General features: G+C 48.1%; 11 protein-coding genes and 1 pseudogene. 11 read left to right on the top strand and 1 reads right to left on the bottom strand.

The window, feature by feature from the left end:
• Window positions 1-415: 415 nt before the first annotated feature.
• From BUE76_RS22615 to BUE76_RS22580, 7 genes and pseudogenes are all read left to right on the top strand, one after another.
• Window positions 416-670 (top strand): annotated as a pseudogene (locus BUE76_RS22615) (HepT-like ribonuclease domain-containing protein); the annotation flags it as partial.
• Window positions 671-1,271: 601 nt separating this feature from the next.
• Complete coding sequence (locus BUE76_RS22610) at window positions 1,272-4,328, top strand: SusC/RagA family TonB-linked outer membrane protein (protein ID WP_083596454.1); 3,057 nt, start codon at window positions 1,272-1,274, stop codon at window positions 4,326-4,328.
• A 15-nt stretch (window positions 4,329-4,343) separates the two neighbouring features.
• Window positions 4,344-6,149 (top strand): RagB/SusD family nutrient uptake outer membrane protein, encoded by a 1,806-nt coding sequence (locus tag BUE76_RS22605; RefSeq protein WP_073041703.1) that lies wholly within the window; start codon window positions 4,344-4,346, stop codon window positions 6,147-6,149.
• 28 nt (window positions 6,150-6,177) lie between these two features.
• Window positions 6,178-7,128, top strand: coding sequence for a BT_3987 domain-containing protein (locus tag BUE76_RS24920; RefSeq protein WP_073041705.1), 951 nt, complete (start codon window positions 6,178-6,180; stop codon window positions 7,126-7,128).
• Window positions 7,129-7,299: 171 nt separating this feature from the next.
• Window positions 7,300-10,254, top strand: a complete 2,955-nt coding sequence (locus BUE76_RS22595) for a GH92 family glycosyl hydrolase (protein ID WP_083639295.1) — start codon at window positions 7,300-7,302, stop codon at window positions 10,252-10,254.
• A gap of 132 nt (window positions 10,255-10,386) precedes the next feature.
• Entirely contained in the window at window positions 10,387-11,088 is a 702-nt protein-coding gene (locus BUE76_RS22585) for a DUF6843 domain-containing protein (RefSeq protein ID WP_073041708.1), read from the top strand.
• An 8-nt stretch (window positions 11,089-11,096) separates the two neighbouring features.
• The gene (locus BUE76_RS22580; protein WP_073041710.1) at window positions 11,097-13,415 is read left to right on the top strand and encodes a GH92 family glycosyl hydrolase; all 2,319 of its coding nucleotides are present in this window, start codon (window positions 11,097-11,099) and stop codon (window positions 13,413-13,415) included.
• A gap of 159 nt (window positions 13,416-13,574) precedes the next feature.
• Here BUE76_RS22580 and BUE76_RS22575 read toward each other — a convergent pair whose 3' ends face one another.
• Window positions 13,575-14,597 carry a LacI family DNA-binding transcriptional regulator gene (locus BUE76_RS22575; RefSeq protein ID WP_073041713.1) on the bottom strand — a complete coding sequence of 341 codons (1,023 nt, stop codon included), beginning with the start codon at window positions 14,595-14,597 and terminating at the stop codon, window positions 13,575-13,577.
• Window positions 14,598-14,886: 289 nt separating this feature from the next.
• Between BUE76_RS22575 and BUE76_RS22570 the strand changes: the two genes are divergently transcribed.
• The 4 genes from BUE76_RS22570 (at window position 14,887) to BUE76_RS22555 (ending at window position 18,875) form a co-directional block, all read left to right on the top strand.
• Window positions 14,887-15,336: a nuclear transport factor 2 family protein gene (locus BUE76_RS22570; RefSeq protein ID WP_073041715.1), complete on the top strand. Its 450-nt coding sequence runs from the start codon at window positions 14,887-14,889 to the stop codon at window positions 15,334-15,336.
• Between the two features lie 123 nt (window positions 15,337-15,459).
• Entirely contained in the window at window positions 15,460-16,386 is a 927-nt protein-coding gene (locus BUE76_RS22565) for a helix-turn-helix domain-containing protein (RefSeq protein ID WP_073042113.1), read from the top strand.
• Window positions 16,387-16,694: 308 nt separating this feature from the next.
• Window positions 16,695-17,090: a hypothetical protein gene (locus BUE76_RS22560; RefSeq protein WP_073041717.1), complete on the top strand. Its 396-nt coding sequence runs from the start codon at window positions 16,695-16,697 to the stop codon at window positions 17,088-17,090.
• 456 nt (window positions 17,091-17,546) lie between these two features.
• On the top strand, window positions 17,547-18,875 hold the full coding sequence (locus tag BUE76_RS22555; protein WP_083596432.1) for a tyrosine-type recombinase/integrase: 1,329 nt from the start codon (window positions 17,547-17,549) through the stop codon (window positions 18,873-18,875).
• Window positions 18,876-19,111 lie beyond the last annotated feature (236 nt).

Genomic DNA, 19,111 nt, shown 5'->3' with positions numbered 1-19,111 from the left:
CCTGAGCAGATCAAAATCACCTGTTGTATTTGCGGCAGGTTTCCCAAACCTAACTCAAACCCTGCCTATTGAAACCAACGCTATTATCTGCCGGATAGATAACATTTTACCTTTGCCTTATTTGGAAATACTGGCAATAACTCTAATCCCTGGCAACCAACTTCTGACAACTATTCCATGATGGCTATACCGTACACCCAACCAAAGGGTGCTGGTACATCGGACGATCGTAATATTATTTCCTTTAAGGTCGTTGACAGCCTAGCACTATCCCAACATACCCTTATGAAGGACAAGACAGGCCTGGATATCATAGAGCGGGAGATTTTCTATGTCTAGGCGTGAACCTAAGCTTCTGGTAGGCGACATTCTAGATAGTGCTGCCAAAATCCTAAATTAAACCGAAGGCCTCACATTTGAGAACTTTATGAAAGACAGCAAGACTATTGATGCAGTAGTCCGCAACTTCGGGATTATTGGCGAGGCTGCCAACCGGCTTCCAGAGGAGTTCAAGGATAGTTATTCTGAAATTGATTGGCACAGAATCAGAGGCTTCCGCAACAGAATCGTGCACAATTACTTTGGCATCGATTCTTCCATTGTCTGGCTTATCAAGGAGACATTCCTGCCCAACATGATCGCTCAACTTCGGCCACTCTCCGAGGATTGACCAATTGCCCATAACATCAGTAGCTGTGGCGCAACGTAGCTAACGAACAAAATATTGAGTGAAGGACTGCTTGTAAAAGCAGTCCTTTTTTTTTTACCTACTTCAGGGCTAATCCCATGTATCCTGCCCTATACAGCACCCTAGGTTGAAATGGCCCCAAAACAAGCCTTTTCAGGCTGCACTTACATAGAGCGTTAAGTTGAAGGATAATTTACTGGGCAGCAAACCTGCCTGCTTGAACCATTGCTCAAGCAGGCATTACTACGCTACGTTCCCTGAATCAGCTGCGTAAAAGGTGCGATGGCGACTGTCGCCAGCGCTGGTGTTTATTGCCCTTCTGCTAGTAAATGTTACAAAATGATTAAATATTATTTGGCTCAACAGTTAAAACAGCTTTAATTTACTAAAACGTTTTAGCAAAGTGCTAAAACGTTTAACCCAAAACCAAACCTTATTTGTTATGTACAAAGTTGACGCAAGGCGCCTGCGGCTGCTGCAGTCCGGCTTGCTTTTCACAATGCTTAGCGCTTCCTTATTCCCGCCTGCTGCAAAAGCTGCAAGTACCCTAACTGACAATGGAGCGCCAATCTCCAAAAACTTCATGGCAGATGTACGTATTTCCGGTACCGTTCGCGACCGTTTAGGAGCGCCCCTGCCAGACGTGACCGTACAGGTAGTCGGAAACACCGCGCTTATAACAAGAAGCGACTCTGCCGGAAAGTTCGCTATCACCATACCCGAAAATGCCAGCTTGATCTTTACCGCTGTTGGCTACAAACCGCAAACCATCGGCGTTAACGCGCTGAATCTGGATGTGGTAATGGATGCCGCAGAAGGAAACATGCAGGAGGTGGTAGTAGTGGGTTTTGGTAAGGCAAAAAAAATCAGCATCGTGGGGGCACAGTCGAGTGTTTCCATCGATGAACTAAAGCAGCCTGTTGCCAATTTGAGCGCTACGCTGGCCGGCCGTATTGCCGGTGTGGTGGGCGTACAACGTTCGGGATTACCGGGTGAAAATGCCGCTGACCTCTGGATTCGGGGCATCTCTACTTTTGGCAACAACCCCTCCGGTCCACTGATTGTGATAGATGGTGTGCAAAACCGCGGCCTGAACGCTTTTGACCCTGAGGATATAGCCTCTTTCACCATTTTGAAAGACGCCAACGCCCTGGCCGTTTATGGGGTAGCGGGCGCCAACGGCGTTATCCTGATCACCACCAAACGTGGCCGTTTAGGCAAGCCCTCCATTCTCCTTAATTACAACCAGGGTATTACGGCATTTACCAAATTGCCGGAACTGACGGACGGACCAACCTACATGAACCTGCGCAATGAAGCACAGGTTGCTTCAGGTCTGGCCCCCGAATATTCGCAGGCAGCCATTGATGCCACCACTAAAGGCGACCAGCCTTATCTATATCCCAACGTAAACTGGATGAAGGCCATCTTCAACGATTACGGTGTAAACCGCCGCGCTAACTTCAGCGTTCGCGGTGGCTCTGAAGCGGCTCGGTATTATGTGTCGTTTGCGTATTATGATGAAACGAGCCTGCTGAAAACTGATGGTTTGCAGTCGTACGACAGCGATACCCGGTTTCGCAGGTTGAACGTAACCACCAACCTGGATATGGACTGGACCAAGACCACCAAAGTGGAACTAGGCATCCAGGGCAACTTATCGAAGCTGAACCTTCCGGCACTTTCCAACAACAATACCGACCCGAACGTAAGCCCCCAGCAGGTGTTCAGCCAGGTGATGCAAACAACACCCATCCTGTATCCTACCATGTACCCGGGCAACCTGGTGCCTGGTATCAATACGGCTAATGCACAGAAAAGCCCTTACGAGATGCTCACGCAGATGGGTTTTGTGAACACCTTCAACAACCAGTTGTACACCAACCTCCGTGTTACGCAGGATTTGAATATGATCACTAAAGGGCTTTCGGTATATGGGTTGTATTCGTATGACATTTTCAACGTACAGCGCATCATCCGTAGCCGCCAACGCAACACCTGGCGAATTGACCCGGTAACACCATACAATCCTGACGGCACCGTTAAACTGTTGCCTGTTATCACCAGCGGAACCGAAAACCTCGGTTACGGCAATAACAACGGTGGCAACAGGCAGAATTATTTTGAAGCAGCCATCAACTACAACCGCCGTTTTGGAAAAGACCACAGCGTTACCGGTTTGCTGCTGTACAACCAACGCGAAAACATCAATGCATCTGCGGGCGACGTGATTGCCTCGCTGCCTTCACGCCTCCAGGGATATGTTGGTCGTGTTACCTATGGATGGCGGGAAAAGTATTTTGTTGAAGGCAATTTCGGGTACAATGGTTCGGAAAACTTTGCCCCTGAAAACCGTTTCGGGTTTTTCCCTTCTGTGGGTTTGGGCTGGGTGGTATCCAATGAAAAATTCTTTGACCCACTCTCGCGTGCTATTCAATTCCTGAAACTCCGGTACTCAGATGGTAATGTGGGTTCTGCCAGCGGCGGACGACGTTTTGGCTTTTTGACGGTGGTTTCTGACAATGGCACCACTGCACCTGGCTTCACCTTTGGTAACAACACCTCTGCCGACGTCAACAGGGGTTATGGCGGCGTTCGGGTTACCGATTATGGCTATCCCATCGGCTGGTCTACATCGCACAAACAAAACCTGGGTGTGGAGTTTAAAACATTCAACTCCCGCCTGTCTGTAATCGTCGACTTCTTCAAGGAGCACCGCACAGACGTACTGATTCAGCGCGGAAGCCTGCCTGCCTATGTAGGCCTTAACAACGTACCGTTTGCTAGCGTAGGAGTTATTGACAACGCAGGCGTGGACGGAACCATCGAAGGCGGCACTTTCAAACTGGGCGCCTTTAACCTGGACCTGCGTGCTACGTTTACCTACAACCGTGATAAATTGATTGAAAATGATGCACCGAAACAGCCTTACGCTTACATGGAGCGCAGGGGCTACAACGTGCTGTCCAATTACGGATATGTAGCAGAAGGGTTGTTCCAGTCGCAAAGAGAAATCGACAACCATGCCGATCAATCACCTTTAGGCGGTAGGCCAAGACCGGGTGATATCAAGTATAAAGACCTCAACGCTGATGGTCTTATCGATAACCTAGATATCCGGCGCATCGGTAACGGCGATGTACCCAACCTGGTTTGGGGTGGCGGTTTTAACCTCAGCTACAAATCATTTTATTTCGGTGCCTTCTTCCAGGGAATCAGCGGTGCCCAGCGCCAGTTGAGCGGAGATGGTATCATACCGTTTAGCAACAGCACCGGTGCGGAGCGCAGCAATTTATTTACCATTGCCCAGGACCGCTGGACAGAAGCCAACCCCAATCCCAATGCGTTTTATCCGCGTTTAGCTTACGGCAACGGGCCAAACAGGAACAATTCTGTGGCCAGTACCTGGTGGATCAAGGATGTTGATTTTATCCGGCTGAAAACAGTTGACCTGGGTGTAAACCTGCCTGCAACATGGGTGAAAAAAGCAGGCTTCCGCAATGCCAAGTTCTATGCGCAGGGTATGAACCTGTTTTATTGGAGTTCATTCAAGCTTTGGGATCCGGAGCTGAATACAGGCAACGGCTCCGCTTACCCCAATACCCGAAACATCACCATCGGCCTTCAAGCCTCCCTTTAAACTTTGAATGCAATAATGAAACGAATACTGACACTGAGCTTGCTGGGTGCAATGCTACTACTGGGCTCCTGCAAGAAATACCTCGATACCGTTCCTGACAACGTGCTTTCGCTTGATGATGTGTTTAAGTCGCGCACCAACATCGAACGTTACATCGCCAATATCTACAATACGCTTCCCAACGAGCACACCCAACGCTTTGAAGGCAATGAAAACAGCGGTGTGTGGATTGGCGCCTCAGATGAAGGCAAGTTCAACTGGGACTTCAACTATACTACGGTTATGAACCGAAGTGCCTGGAGCAATACCGATGGCCAGGTGCGTACCTACTGGGTAAACTATTACCGCGCCATTCGCAATGCTACAGACTTCATCCAGCGTATTGACGGTGCCACTGCCACCGATTTTGATGCGCAGGAAAAAACCAGGTACAAGGGAGAGGCCAGGGCCCTGCGTGCTTTTTTCTACTACCAGTTAATGCGCATTTACGGACCCGTGGTTCTGATGGGCGACGACCTGTTGCCGGTTACAGCCGGTGGCAGTGAATTGGCTAAAGCAAGATCATCATTTGACGAATGTACCGCCTACGTGGTGAGCGAGTTTGACAAGGCTTATGATGAAATTGGTGTACCGGTTCAGGGCGCCTCCTCAGGACACTTCACGCAACGGGTGGTAAAGGCCTATAAAGCACAAGCGCTGTTCCTGGCTGCAAGCCCGCTGTTTAACGGCAATCCAGATTACGCTGCACTGAAAAACGATGACGGCAAACAGCTCATCAGCCAAACCGTTGATGTTGCAAAATGGGCCAAAGCTGCCGCAGCCTACCGGGAGTTTTTTACAGCCTTCGTGCCAGGTGTTGACCTGTACCGCGTAAGTGATCCTAACCCGTTCAGGGCTGCTTACCTCTCCTGCAGGGATGTGATCCTGGTGAGCTGGAACAAGGAATGGATTTTTGGCCGTGCCAACTCCGGCACCTTTATGCGGTACGACCGTACGCCTTACCACGACGGAACCAATGGCAACCAGCGCGGTGCTGGTGCCAACGGTGCTACGCAGGCGCAGGTGGATGCATATTTTATGGCGAACGGCCTGCCTATTACCGACCCGGCTTCGGGTTATCAAAGCAGCGGCTTTTCCGATTTTCAATCGCCTGATGACCTGGCACCCCGCAGCACCTTCAATCAATGGGTAAACCGTGAGCCACGCTTTTACGTGGGCGTAACCTATACCAACCGTACCTGGCTGTACCGTGATGCCAATGGCAATCCCATCATCACAAATATGGAGTTCTCAGGCAATTCCGGTCGTTCCCGCAGCACGTCCGATGTGTCGCCTACCGGGTACATCATTCGCAAAAACGTGTACCAGGACGATGCCTCCCGTGGGTCGTTGTACCTGCGTCTTGGCGAGATGTACCTGAGCTATGCCGAAGCATTAAACGAGGCAAGCCCCGGCGATGCTGATATCTTGAAATACGTAAACCTCATTCGCGAAAGGGCAGGTGTGCCGCAATACGGTGCAGGCAGCAACCCTTTGCCCGTACCAGCGAGTCAGTCGGCCATGCGCGACGCGATCCGCGCCGAACGCAGGTCAGAACTGGCCTTCGAGAATGTCCGCTATTTCGATACCCGCCGCTGGCGTATTGCAGAACAAACCGATGCCGGTCCGTTTTACGGTATGGACATGACCAAGAACGGTACGGCTTTTTACAACAGGACCCTCCTCGAAACACGCATCTTCAGAAAGCGGGATTACCTGTTTCCCATTCCTGCCAATGAAGTGTTGAGCGTTCCGGCCATCAAACAAAATACCGGCTGGTAAATTTTTAATGTTACGAACAACGATAATAATGAAGCATAATAAATTTTTTCCTCTTAGTGTGCTGTTGGCTGCCGCTTGTATGGTGCTCAGTTGCAACAAGCCGGAAGATGTGACATTGCCCAACGAAGGTTCCGTTTACATGCCACAGGCGTCAGGCAGCAGAGGCATCATCAATTTGCAGTTATCTCCCAACGCGCAGGAAGTGGCGTTTGGTGCAGCCTATGGCGGCTTAAAGTATTCCGGCCAGGATATCAATGTCAACTTCAAGCTGGATACAGGACTGGTGGCCGCTTATAATGCCCGCAACGGTACCAATTACCAGGTACTGCCCGACAGCGTGTATGTACTTTCCGGCCTCAACTCGGTAATTGCTGCAAAAAGCACTTCATCGAACCCCCTGGTGCTTAACGTTTCGTCCAGCAAGATGCGTTTCGGCGTCCGTTATATGCTGCCCGTTAGTTTAACCGCCAGCAGCAGTGGCGCCATCAATCCTGCTTTACAAACCACTTACTTCCGCTTCGACACCATCCTGCGCAAGTCGGTAGACATAACAGGCCAGGGTACGCTTACAGTAAGTAATGAAAACCCGAGTGGTGCAACAGCTGAAGAAGGCTCATTGAAGCTTACCGACAACAATACCAGCTCCAAGTTCCTGTATTTTGGATTCAACCCCGCCGGCTGGTTCCAGCTTCAGTTTGCAGCACCTGTAAACATCGGGGCCTACACCCTTACATCGGCCAACGATGCTCCGGGCCGCGATCCCAAAAGCTGGACCCTACAGGGTTCCAAAGACGGCAATACATGGACGGTTCTGGATACCCGTGTAGACGAATTTTTCAGTGCCCGCAATCAAACCAGGCGTTTTGAGCTGCCAGCAACGATGACCGGATTGTACACGCACTACCGCATATTTCTTACGGCCAATAACGGCGAAAGCTTGTTTCAGCTGTCCGAGTGGCGCCTGATCCGTTATGAATAAAGCGTAATGACCTATTATCCCTTATCCGTGAAAACCAAAAAAAGAGCTCCGGCTACCAGCCGGGGCTCTTCATGCAAACAGCAATAAGCGAATGGCTGCGCTGATCTGCCGGTTACAATTGTGAATGCCTGGGTGCCACCTGTTCCAGGAGGTGCCTATTAAAATTTTATGATGAAAAAAATATTTCTGGTCTTCTGCTCTTTTGCTGCAGTTGCAGTTGCATGCGGGCAGATGGTCAACAAGGTAACAGACCCCGTGGAGTGGGTGAACCCGCTGATGGGTACCGACTCCAAACCAAGCTTATCTAACGGCAATACCTATCCCTCCATTTGTGTGCCCTGGGGCATGAACTTCTGGACGCCGCAAACCGGCAAGATGGGTGATGGCTGGGCCTACACATATGCATCGGATAAAGTGCGTGGTTTCAAACAAACCCACCAGCCTTCGCCCTGGATGAATGACTATGGCCAGTTTTCAATCATGCCGGTTACCGGCAAATTGAAGTACCGGGAAGACGACCGCGCCAGCTGGTTTTCGCACAAGGCCGAAGTGTCGAAACCCTATTACTACAGCCTTTACCTTGCTGATGCTGACGTCACTACCGAGATCACACCCACAGAGCGGGCAGCGCAGTTCCGGTTTACCTTTCCAAAGGCCGACAGTTCTTTTATCGTCATCGATGCCTTTGACCGCGGCTCGTATGTAAAACTGGTTCCTGCCGAGCGCAAGATTGTGGGCTATAGTACACGGTACAGCCGTGGCCCGCTGAAGAATTTCAAAAATTACTTTGTTATTTATCTCGATAAGGAATTTACCCTTTCGCGGCCCTGGAATGATAAAGGCCTTGTAGCCGACTCGCTTGAAACGACGGCTAGCCATGCAGGGGCCGTTGTTGGCTTTAAAACCTCCAAGGGTGAAAAAGTACACCTCAAGGTAGCTTCGTCTTTTATCAGTATCGAGCAGGCCGAACTCAATTTGAAAAAAGAGCTGGCAGCCGACGACTTTGATGCCACCAGCCGCAAAGCCAAAGCCGCCTGGAATACACAGTTGTCGAAATTGCTGGCCGAAGGGGGCACCGTTGACCAGACGCGTACCTTTTATTCCTGTTTGTACCGGGCGCTCCAGTTCCCGCACAAGATGTATGAGTATGATGCTGCCGGTAATAGGGTACACTGGAGTCCCTACACCGGCGATGTAAAGCCCGGGTATATGTTTGCAGGTACCGGTTTCTGGGATACATTCCGTGCCCTGTATCCTTTTCTCAACTTCGCATTTCCTGCTATCAACCGCGAAATGCAGGAAGGCTTGCTGAATGATTATAAGGAGGGCGGATGGCTGCCCGAGTGGAGTAGCCCCGGCTATGCCAATATTATGATTGGCAACAACTCGGCATCGGTAGTGGCTGATGCCTATATCAAGGGACTGCGGGGTTATGACATCAACACCCTGTACGAGGCCTTGCTGCATGGCGCCAACAACGAAGGCCCGATACAGGCAGTTGGCCGTGCCGGCGTACGTCATTACAACAAGCTGGGATATGTGCCTTACGATATGCGGGTAAATGAAAACGCCGCCCGCACACTCGAATATGCCTACGACGACTTTACCATTTACCAGTTGGGCAAAGCCCTGGGCAGGCCAAAGGAAGAACTGGCGCTGTATGCAGGCAGGGCGCTCAACTACCGCAACCTGTTTGATCCTGCACATAAACTGATGCGTCCCAGAAAAGCGACCGGCGAATTTGTTAGCCCTTTCAATCCGCTCAAGTGGGGGGATGCTTTTACCGAAGGCAACAGCTGGCACTACTCGTGGAGCGTTTTCCAGGACATAGCCGGCCTGCGCAACCTCATGGGCGGAAACACTGCTTTTGTAGGTATGCTCGATTCGGTGTTTTCCCAGCCGCCGCTGTTTGATGAAAGCGGCTATGGCGGGGTTATCCACGAAATCCGCGAAATGCAGATTGCAGGCATGGGCCAGTATGCCCATGGCAACCAGCCTATCCAGCACATGATCTACCTGTACAACTATGGCGGCCAGCCCTGGAAGACACAGTACTGGGTACGCGAAAGTTTGAACCGCCTGTACAAGGCCACACCCGATGGGTACTGCGGCGATGAAGACAACGGCCAAACCTCGGCCTGGTATGTGTTTTCAGCGATGGGCTTTTACCCCGTTACGCCTGGTACCAACCAGTATGTCCTCGGTGCTCCCCTGTTTAAAAAGATAACAGTGTCGTTGCAGAACGGAAAGCAGCTGGTGATCCATGCAACCAATAATTCAGATGCGAACAGGTACGTGCAAAGCGTAACCTTCAACGGCAAATTGTGGAACAAGAACTGGCTGCCGCACGATGAACTGCAAAAAGGAGGGGTAATCAATTTTGTAATGTCGGCCACTCCAAACAAGACAAGGGGCACCGATGAAGCGGCGGCTCCCTATTCCTTTTCGAAAGACGATGTGGAGATGTACAACAGTGTAAAGGACATCAAGCCTGCTGCTAACACTACTACTTATAGCCAGCCTGATACCATTTCGAAAGCAGGGCTCACGCTCATCTTTCAGGACCAGGAAAATACCATTGCCCCGGCATTGAAAAACCGGCTGGTGGATGCCTATTTCATGCAGTATCCAAAGCTTATTGCCAAATACAACAGCGAAAGCCCGAAGACGGTTACGTTCTTTATTGACCCTTCCTATTCCGGTGTGGCGGAAGCCGGTGGTTCCACCGTGCGGTTTAATCCTGCCTGGTTTGATAAGAACCCCGAAGACCTTGATGTGGTGACCCACGAAACCATGCACCTGGTACAGGGCTATGGCTACCGCGGCGTGCCGGGGTGGGTAACAGAAGGGATCGCTGATTATGTAAGGGCTACGGAAGGGTTCAATAATGCAAAAGCCAGCTGGAGCATGCCCGATCTGAAACCAGACCATAAGTACACAAGCGCCTACCGGATCACTGCCCGCTTTTTTGTGTGGATTACGCAACGATACAATAAAGATTTCGTGCAGTTGCTCGACCAGGCTGCCCGGAGGAAAACCTATTCCGATGCCACCTGGACAGAGTTAACAGGCAAAAACGTGGATGCCTTGTGGCAGGAATATGTTGCCAATCCGGCGATTCGATAAGCAGAAAAAAAATGCCGGTTACCTTTTGAAGGTGCCAATTCCTGCTTAGAAATATCTTCTCACACAGCAATCGTTAGCTCCCCGCGGGCAGTTCGTCTGCCTGCGGCTTTTTTTATAACCAAAAAACTGCTTATGAAACAATATTCCGCACTTACATACAACAACAGACAGGCAAAAGATCCTTTGTTTTTTTTGTTCATGGCTGTACTGATATTAGTCGGCTGCAGTTCACCTAAAGGGTTGGAAACAGATAATACATCCTTGCCTGTTTTCCTGATCCCGGCTGGATTTGAGGGATCGCTCACCATAGTGTATGATGAAGCATGTGGCGGGCGACCGGATATCGAAAATGGCCACTCTGTATTTCGTTTTCCAAAAAATGGGCTGCTTATTTTAAATGAAAAAGAAAGTCCTTACAACCGAACTGGGTCAGCTTACTATTTTGAAGATTCAACGGGTGTCCGCCAGGAAATCAAGCAGGTGATTGATAGGACACCCGGATACACAACAGACGGCAAGGGAGAAAAACAATACGAGGACAAGGGCAATACAACACTACAAAACCGGCGGCAAGATCAGCCGGTCATTATCATCAAAGGCATGGGTGTGCAATATGTGAAGCCCATTAATATTGTAAATGGAAAAGTGACAAACCTAAAGGAAGCAGCGTTTAGCTATACCCAATATGGTGTCTATAGCAAGGGCGCCGTAGATACTTCCGGCCTACTGGACCATCCTGAAGAAGACAATTTGTTGAAGAACCAGGTGCAGGCCTGCAAAGAAAGTGTGATGGCATCAAAAGTGCGCACAAGCGATTTGTCGAAGACACGATAAAACAGACCATGAAAAAAATAATGCTTAAAAGTGTATTTCTTTTTTCCGCCAGTTGTGCATTAACCGCACAAGCCCAGCAAAGCGGCAAAAATTACGTTCAATATGTTAATCCGTTGATCGGAACCGAAAAGATGGGCCATACTTATCCCGGTGCCACGGTACCCTTTGGAGCGGTTCAGTTAAGTCCGGATACCGATACCCTGCAATACGAGGTGAACGGGCGGTACAACAAGGATATGTACAAGTATTGTGCAGGCTACCAGTACACCGATAAAACGATTGTCGGTTTCAGCCATACACATTTCAGCGGCACCGGCCATTCTGATCTGGGTGATATTTTGGTGATGCCAACGGTGGGCAGCCTGCAGCTTAACCCTGGTGTTGCTGCTGATCCTGCGTCCGGCTTCCGGTCGGCATTTTCCCACAGCAATGAGGCGGCAGCGCCCAACTACTACCGGGTGAAGCTGGATGACCACAACATCAACGCAGAAATGACTACCACCACCCGTGTAGGCATGCACCGCTATACGTTTCAGCAAGGTGGTGATGGACATATTATTCTTGACCTGGTTTCAGGTATTTACAATCACGCCAACAAAAACGTGTGGACTTTCGTCCGGGTTGAAAATGACACGCTGATCACCGGTTACAGGCAAACAAACGGCTGGGCCAAGACCCGTACTGTTTATTTCGCCATTGCTTTCTCGAAACCGTTCAAAAGCTTTGGCTACCGCGATGCCGGCGGCAACAATATCTACCGTGGCTTTTGGGGTAAGTTCAATATCCGCAACAACTTCCGGGAAATGATCGACCGGCAGCTCAGGGCGCACTTCGATATGGATGTAAAGGATGGTGAGCAGGTAATGTTGAAAGTAGCTTTGTCGCCGGTAAGCACGGCGGGCGCACTGCGCAATATGAATCAGGAGATACCACACTGGAACTTTGACAAAGTGAAAAAGCAGGGCCAGGAGCAATGGAACAGCATGCTGGGCAAAGTGGATATCGATCCGATAAACGAAACCGAAAGGGTGAACTTTTATACAGCCATGTATCATGCGTTTTTAAGCCCCACGGTGTACAGCGATGTGGATGGACAATACCGTGGCCTCGACCAGAATATTCATACGGCAAGAGGATTTACGAATTACACCACCTTTTCCTTATGGGATACGTACCGGGCGCTCCATCCCTTGTTTACCATCCTTAACACCCAACGCAACAAGGATATGGTAACCTCCATGCTGGCACATTACCAACAAAGTGCACACAATATGCTGCCCGTATGGAGTCATTACGCTAACGAAAACTGGTGTATGATCGGCTACCACAGTGTACCGGTGATTGCCGATGCAGTGATGAAGGGTAGTGCGGGTGCAGATGCAAATGCCTTGCTGGATGCATGCGTAACCACCGCGCGGAATAAACAATATGAAGGCTTAGAATGGTACATTAAAATGGGCTATGTGCCGGAAGATAAGAGTGGAAGTTCGGTGTCAAAAACGCTGGAATATGCCTATGATGACTGGTGCATTGCGCAGATGGCAAAAAAGCTAAACCGTAAAGACATCTATGATGAATTCAGCAAGCGGGCACAGAACTACAAAAACGTGTACGATGCCAGTACCGTTTTTATGCGCCCACGCCTGGCCGATGGCAGCTTCAAGAAAGAATTTGACGTACTGAACACCCACCAGGCAGGATTCATTGAAGGAAACTCTTGGAATTATAGTCTGTATGTGCCGCACAACCCGGAAGACATGATCCGGATGATGGGTGGACCGGACCGTTTTTCAGTACATCTTGATTCCCTTTTTACCATGGATCTGCCGGATAAGTATTTTGCCGAAACAGAAGACGTTACCCGTGATGGCATCATCGGCAACTATGTACATGGCAACGAACCCTCGCACCATGCGGCGTATCTGTTTAACTGGACGAACACACCCTGGAAAACACAGGAAAAAATACGAATGATCATTCCCAAAATGTACAAGCCTACTACGGATGGTCTGGGCGGCAACGACGACTGCGGGCAGATGAGTGCCTGGTACATTTTCAGTGCCTTAGGCTTTTACCCCGTGGCGCCAGCTTCGGGTGCATATGCCGTTGGCAGTCCGTTGGTAAAGTCAGCTACCATCAGGTTGGAAAACGGCAAAACGTTTTCGGTGGAGGCAAAGAACCAAAGCGATGCAAACGTGTATGTGCAGCAGGTAACTTTAAATGGTGTGGCGTTGCAGCGGCCTTCACTGGCCCACGCCGACCTGATGAAAGGAGGAAAGCTGGTGTTTGTAATGGGCCCGCAACCAAACAAAAGTTTGTTTAAATAAATTTATATAGGGACAGATTACAAAAAATCACTCCCAACGGCTATTCTGCTTCCAACACAATGATGTATTTGTAAACTACAGCTGTTTTGTGGACCCAAGAATTGCTATGATCTTACGTGTTACAGGTGAACTAAGCCTTTTCTGCGGATAAACGACCGGTCACTTTTTGTAAGTGGTTGATTGCCGTTCAATAAAGGTTGCCTGCAATTCAGCGGATTCTTTTGATGTTGTTTCTTCGTGCCCCAGCTTTGCCATCAGGATGGCTACGGCGGTTTTAGCCAATTCCTGCACGGGTTGTTGCACAACCGTTATGGCAGGCTGGTGCAAGGAGAATAACTCATGGTCGTCAAAGCAGATCACGCCAATATCATCGGGTATTTTGAGCTGCAGGTTGTGAATGGCTTCGAGCCCCTGCACGCCAAGATAGTTTGCGGCAAAGAGCACGGCTTCCGGTTTTGCTGCATCCAGAAAGGTTTTGATTTTAAGTACCTGCTCCTGGCGGTTATCTGTGAGAGGTACTTTGAGTATCAGTTCCGGTGCGGTCTTTATGCCCGCTTGTTTTAGGGTGTCTGAAAATGCCCGTTTCCGTTCTTTCATCTGGATCATTGCCAGGTTGTTGTACACAAAGGCGATCTTTTGATACCCTCTTTGAATCAGATGCGTAACGGCCGTACTTATACCTCCATAATTGTCTACAAGAACATGGGTGCTTTGCGTTTTTGAAAAATAGCTGTCTAGCAAAACCACTGGTTTGCCGTGTTCTTCCAACTCACTGATCTCTTTTTCCATTCCAGCCACCGGAATGATCATGTAGCCATCCACCTGGTGCTGGTGCAGCAGCCGGATCAGTTCCTTGCCTTTTCGCAGTTCATTGCCGGAGCTGCAATAAATTACCTTGTAGCCATAGTGATCCACCTCCCTTTCGATGACTTCAGCAAGGGCGGCAAAAAAATGACCTGAGATATTATCCACAAGCAGCCCGATTATATTCGACTTCCCGGTTCTGAGTGCAATGGCCATTTTGTTGGGATGATAACCTTCCTTCTTTGCAACCGTTTTAATTTTCCGGGACAGCGCATCGCTTATTCGTACTTTTTTCCCCTTCCCGTTCAGCACTAAGGAAACGGTTGAAATAGAGGTGCCTACCTTTAACGCAATATCTTTTAATGAGACATTTTTCATTTCAAGTATAAAGATAGTTTTTACCAATGCGTTAGGCCAGATGGGGTTTTAAAATTATCTGATCAGGCTGATTGCTGAGGCAAGTAGCAGGAATGCCTTGAGGTTTTCGGCTTCCTATTCATACCCGAAGGTACGGTAGCTTAACAGTTTAGATTATTACCTGATTATAATCGGAATATTTCCTTCATGATTGATTTGTCAGAAACATCGATTGATTGTTGATAAAACGCAGGCCTGTTGTGACGCTAGTTTTGTTTTCACAAACAATCACTCAAAAAATAAAATTACTATGAACACGAAAGCGCAAATCAAAGGACTGGCACTACAGGCATTTAAACATCATCTTGATTATTTATCCTCAGGACGCATCCGCGAATGGGTAGACCTTTTCACTGAAGACGGCGTACTCGAGTTTCCTTATGGTCCCAAAAACTTTCCCCAAAAGGTTAGTGGTAATAAAGAGTTGTACGAGTACATGAAAAACTTCCCGGAGCATTTCAAAGTGAGCTTTGAAAACCTGCACTTCCATCCCACAGAGGAACCTACACTCGTGATTGCTGAATTTACCAGTAACGGTCATGCCCTTGCCACAGGTAAGCCCTATCACCAAAAGTATATCTCCGTAGTAACTACTACGCAGGACGGAAAGATCACCCGCTATGTAGATTTCTGGAACCCGCTGGTGGCCATGGAAGCCATTGACGCTCCGCTTTCCAGTTTTGTAGGAGCAGAAAACTAATCAATCCTCGTGATGGCACCGGTGCTGTTCCCGCCCGGTGTCATCATCCATCATTTGTAAGCGATGCAGAAAGTATCTATTTTTAATTTTTTTAAACCCATATTAAAACAGCAAAAGGTTGCCATGGCAAAGGCCCCTCAGTCGCTTGAAGAATATTATGCCATTCACAGCTTTGCGGCTCCTGTTGATATTAAAAAGTCAACTGGTCATTTTAATGTGCTGTGCTTAGACAAACACCTGCCTGAGGAAAGCAAGCCTGTTCCGTTTGGCCGCAAAGATTTTTTTAAAATCTGTCTTATCTCCGGAAACAGTACCATTCATTATGCCGACAAAAGCATTGAGATCAGCGGTAAGGCCTTGTTTTTCGGCAACCCCCTTATTCCCTATAACTGGGAGTACCTGAATAGCCAGTCTGGCTTTACCTGTGTTTTTGACGAAGCTTTTTTTCAGGACTTTGGACGTATCAAAGAATACCCGGTTTTCCAACCTGCAGGCCACCCGGTATATGAATTGTCGTTAGAATCGTTTGCACACTTTGAGTCCATTTTCAAAGGGATGGAAGCCGAGAAAAACAGCGATTTTGATTTTCGCAACGACGTGTTGCGCAACCAGGTCTTTCAAATCATTCATGCGGCCCTAAAGATGCGGCCGGCCCCCTTTACAACACCTGCACCCGCCACTGCCGGAGCCAGAATAGCAAGGCTTTTCCTGGAGCTCCTGGAAAGACAATTCCCCGTGGGAGGAGCCCATGCCGATGCTCCTTTACGATCTCCTTCCGAGTATGCTTCGCAACTTGCCATCCATGTAAATCATTTGAACAAATCGGTAAAAGAAGCGCTGCAGAAAACCACTTCCGAAGTGATCATGGAGCGCCTAATGAAGGAAGCGAAAATCCTGCTCAAACACAGTTCCTGGTCCATTTCCGAAATTGCGTATAGTTTAGGATTTGAAGGCCCTACGCACTTTGGCACCTTCTTTAAAAAGCAGCTACAGCTAACACCAACGGAATTCCGAAAGATGGGAATGCGCACAATAACAACTTCTATATAGGTAAACATAGGTAAGGCGGGAAGGCTTCAGAGCGGAGGAAGCAAAAGCCGTAGCCGGTGAGGCGCGGTAAGATAAGGCCCAAGCCACGGCTTTTACCCCTAAAGGTTCCGGCTTAACTTCCAGCACCCAACACGCACCAAGGCTTCAAAGCGCGGGTGTGCCTCCCGCATAGGCCAGCACATCTGGCCCTTTATGCTGCCTTGCTGGCCATGTGTATAAAGGAAGGTGGGGCTTATCCTTTTTCCATTTCCTGAACGCGGGTTATCCGCCTGTCAAAGATTGGTTCCAGATCAACTTACAACCAGGCCATGTGTTATCTGGTGCGGTTTGGTTTTATTCGGTATGTGCCAACCCGGAATTACCTGCCACTTAGGTTTATTTATCTCAAAAAGCTTGGAGATCAGAATGGAGTTGTTATAGAAAAAGTGCAAGCGCCAATATTGATTCCCCAGGAACCAGAGCAGTCTTGGCAGCGAATTAGGAACAATATCAAGGAGGAACTGGTAACACAAGCATCGTCAAAACCATTGGAGTCTGGTCCTGAACAATTGCTTGCCAGCATGGAACTGGCCAAAATGTTCCGGGTGTCTTTGGTAACATCAAATAGCCGGGTAAAGGGGGGGCATAATCAAAGGGGAGAAGTATTCTTTTTACAATCCGAGGTGTTGCACTACATTAAAACTAAAGCAGCCTGCAACTGGTAATCGGATCGGGTGAGCCGCATAGCAAAGCCTGCAGAAATGCAGGCTATTGGGTTGAGTGAAAAGAATAGTACGGTAATGTGTTTGCCCGCTAATATTTGTAAAATTGGGTATTCAAGCATTCTTTCTTACCCGAAGCAGCTAATTGGTTTCAAACTTTGTTTGCAAATAACAAAAGCCTGCAACTGCAGGCCTTTGTAAAAAACTGGAATCGATAAATTATTTGTGGACGTTCACGGGCTCGAACCGTGGACCCGCAGATTATGAGTGTGTACTAAGGCTTAACGGTTTTTAATCCTGATTACTTCATTTTAATCTTATCTTTTGATAATCAGTTGTTTGTGTAAGGTGGGTTAACTTGCTTACATGAATAAATACCCTGATTAACTCTTGATTGTTTGAAAATTTGTTTGAAAATTTTTGAATGGAGGAAAGCGGTGGCATGAAAAATCAACGATCATGGCAAGCGTATCAATTTTCCTTGATACAAGAAGGATTAAAAAAAGTAAAAAGCATCCAATTAAGTTAAGAGTCATCCACAACAGGGGGGCAAAAGAATATTCCACAATTTTCGAACTGTCGGAAGTGGATTTCAAAAAGCTTTCTGCTCCCCGCATAAGTGAAAGCTTATTAGAAATCAAAAGAAAACTCCAGGAAGTTACGGCCACTGCAGAAGCAGTGCTGCAAGGAATGGACCCATTTAGTTTTAGTGAATTTGAGCGGGCCTATGTAGGAAATGGGTTTGTAAAAGTAAAATTGCATAAAGACCCGGAAATAAAGCCGGTTTCAGTAAATGATGAATTTGATTACACGCCCTATTTGAAAAGGTTTACCATTTTTAAGGACACTCATGCAAGTGAAACAGGATTGTCTGTTGTTTTTCTGGCCTACATCAAAAAGCTGTTGCAACAAGGCCGTACAGGCAGTGCCATAAATTACCAACGCTCTTACCGGTCTTTAAAAGCGTTTAAAGGAAACAGTACCCTGCAAGAAGTGACTGTTAGCTATCTATACCAGTATGAGCGGTGGATGCTGGAACGTGGCAATTCTAAAACTTCGGTGGGCATCGTGCTGCGGCCATTGCGTTCCATCTTTAACGAGGCGATTGAAGATGGCCTGGTAAAAAGAGAGAAGCATTACCCTTTTGGCAGGAGAAAGTACCAGATCCCGGCCTCCCGTAATCTAAAGAAGGCATTAACCCAGGAGGAGCTGAAAAAGATTTATTATTTCGAACCAAACGCTGAAAAGCAGGCGGTTGGCAAAGCTTATTGGTTGTTCTGCTACCTGGCAAATGGGATGAATGTAAAAGACATGATCCTGCTGAAGTGGAAGAACATCCAAGGGGAGTACCTCATCTTTGAGCGCTTCAAAACGGAAAAGTCCACCCGGGCAGATCAAAAACCGATAACGGTATACCTGTCTGAGGATTTATGGCAAATCATCAATACTTATGGAAACAGCAGCCGGAAGCCTAATGATTATGTATTTCCAATACTAAAAAACAACCTAGACCAGTTGCAGCAGTTCAATATACTCCATCAAACCAGGAAGGATATCAATAAGGCAATGGGCGAGATCAGTAGGAATTTGGGCATTGAAAAAAAGGTAACTACGATCGTAACCCGGCACAGCTTCTCAACTCAGCTGAAAAGGGCAGGTGTAAGTACCGAATTTATTCAGGAGGCACTAGGCCATACGGATAAGAAAACAACTGAAAACTACCTGGATAGCTTTGAAAAAGAAGTGAAAAAAGAATATGCCAGTAAGCTGACTGCATTTAAACAATAGATTCTTAAGATAACAATGAAAAGAAATCATACGTAAACGGTTGAAATGATTGCTGTTTGTTCGTTTTTGTGAAACAATGTTTGATGCGCAGAGAAATGCAAGAATTAGAGGTTCTTAGATGGTTTGCAGGTTTAAAACACGTGTTGTATTTTTTATATCAACTAACTGCAGCCCATGCTTCCCCTGCTTGTCTTACAACCGCATCACCAGAATGGCACTGAAACAATCAACCTGGT

The organism is Cnuella takakiae (assembly GCF_001953305.1).
Classification (GTDB): domain Bacteria; phylum Bacteroidota; class Bacteroidia; order Chitinophagales; family Chitinophagaceae; genus Flavisolibacter; species Flavisolibacter takakiae.
Note: the sequence above shows the minus strand (reverse complement) of the source record. Positions and strands in the feature narration are given on the sequence as shown.